General features: G+C 65.3%; 2 protein-coding genes. Both read left to right on the plus strand.

The window, feature by feature from the left end; genetic code table 11:
• Nucleotides 1–686 (plus strand): DUF1365 domain-containing protein (locus tag I6U14_RS15995; protein WP_296900514.1); only part of this gene is annotated, 686 nt, incomplete at its 5' end.
• Nucleotides 667–1887, plus strand: a complete 1221-nt coding sequence (locus I6U14_RS16000) for a cyclopropane-fatty-acyl-phospholipid synthase family protein (RefSeq protein ID WP_296900515.1) — start codon at nucleotides 667–669, stop codon at nucleotides 1885–1887. The genes I6U14_RS15995 and I6U14_RS16000, both read left to right, overlap by 20 nt.

Here is a 1887-nt window from a genome sequence, read left to right on the forward strand (position 1 = left end):
CGGTCTCTCATATCCGCGTCCACCTTCTCCGCTGTCATGCGCGCGACCATGGCCCCGGCTGCGGGGAGGATCTCGCCGCGCATATCCGCGCGCTTCTGGCCCAGGCAGGTCTGGGCGACTACGGCGCGCGCATCATGTTGTTGAGCTATCCGCGGATGCTGGGCTATGTCTTCAACCCGCTGAGCGTTTATTTCTGTCTCGATGGCGCGGGCCGGATCGGCGCGGTCGCCTATGAAGTCAGCAACACGTTCCATGAGCGCAAGACTTACCTGCTCGCGGCCGAGGGCGCGGGCGGCGACAGCCTTTACCAGAAATGCGCCAAGAGCTTCTATGTGTCACCGTTCAATACCGCGCGGGGCGCTTACAGCTTCCATATTCAGCCGCCGGATGAACGCGTGGGCATCGGCGTGGCGCTGCGGGACGAGCAGGGGCCGCTTCTGCGCGCGCATTTCGCCGGCGCGCGTGAACCCATGAGTGACCGGACGCTCGTCAAGCTGGCGCTGCGCTATCCGCTGATGACGCTGAAGGTGATCGGCGGCATCCATCTTGAAGCCCTGCGGCTGTGGTGGAAGGGCGTGCCGCTGGTGCGCCGGCAGGCCGTGCCGGGCTACTCGGTGGATTTCGTCGCCGCTGCTGCCTCGCGCGCCGAACCGTTATTGTTGGACAATGCCGCACGACCATCTTAACGCGCCACCACCGCCCGACACGCTGCGCGCACGCCTGATCTTCGCCGGCTGTGAGCGCGCGCTGCAGAACCTGCGCCGGGGCAGCGCCGAGCTGATCCTGCCCTGCGGCAGCCGCCGCGTGTTTCGGGGGAAGGATGACGGCGTTCACGCCACGCTGCGTCTGCGCAATTTCGGCGTGTTCTGGAAGTCGCTGCGCCGGGGCACGGTCGGCTTCGGGGAGAGCTATATCGACGGCGACTTCGAGACGCCGAACCTTGCCGATGTGTTCCGCTTTTTCCTCGACAACAAGCCGGACCTGACACAGGCCGGGCGCGGCTGGTTCAAGGTGCGCCGCCGCGACAAGCGCTTCCACAAGCGTCGCCGCAACAGCGTCGAGGGCGCGAAACGCAACATCGTCGACCACTACGATCTGGGCAATGCCTTCTACAGCCATTGGCTCGACGAGACCATGACCTATTCCAGCGCCTATTTCACCGCGCCGGGTCAGTCGCTTGCCGATGCGCAGCGCGCCAAATACGACAAGGTGCTGGAGGCGCTCGGCCAGAGCGCGGAGGGGCGCATCCTGGAGATCGGCTGCGGCTGGGGCGGCTTTGCCGAGCGCGCCGGCCGGCAGGGCGCACAGGTTGATGGCATCACGATTTCCGATGCGCAACTCGATTACGCGCGCGGGCGGATCGACGCCGCGGGCCTGTCGAATATCTGCCGCATCGAGCATCGGGACTATCGCCACACCACCGGCCAGTATGACGGCATTGTCTCGATCGAGATGATCGAGGCGGTTGGCGAGGAGCACTGGCCGCGCTATTTCCAGACGATCTACGACCGGCTGCGGCGCGGCGGCCATGCGGTCCTTCAGTGCATCACGGTTGCCGAGGATTTCTTCGAGACCTACCGCCGGCAGGTGGACTTCATCCAGCGCTACATCTTCCCCGGCGGAATGTTGCCCAGCCCCTCGGCCATCAGCCGGGAGGCGCAGCGCGCCGGGCTTAAGCTGGACGGCGTCGAGACTTTCGGGGATAGCTATGCGCGTACGCTGTGGACCTGGCGCGACAACTTCCACGCGCGCTGGCCCGCGATTCGCTCGCTTGGCTTCGATGAGCGCTTTCGACGGCTGTGGGATTATTATCTGACCTACTGCGCGGTAGGCTTTGAGCGCGGCACGATCGATGTCGGGCTGTACAAGCTGAGCAAGCCCGCCTAG

It is taken from the genome of Thiohalocapsa sp. (genome assembly GCF_019695415.1).
In the GTDB taxonomy this organism is placed as follows: Bacteria; Pseudomonadota; Gammaproteobacteria; order Chromatiales; family Chromatiaceae; genus Thiohalocapsa.

Coding starts and splice junctions, on each gene's coding strand:
- I6U14_RS16000 (WP_296900515.1), top strand. CDS start 667: ATGCCGCACGACCATCTTAACGCGCCACCACCGCCCGACACGCTGCGC.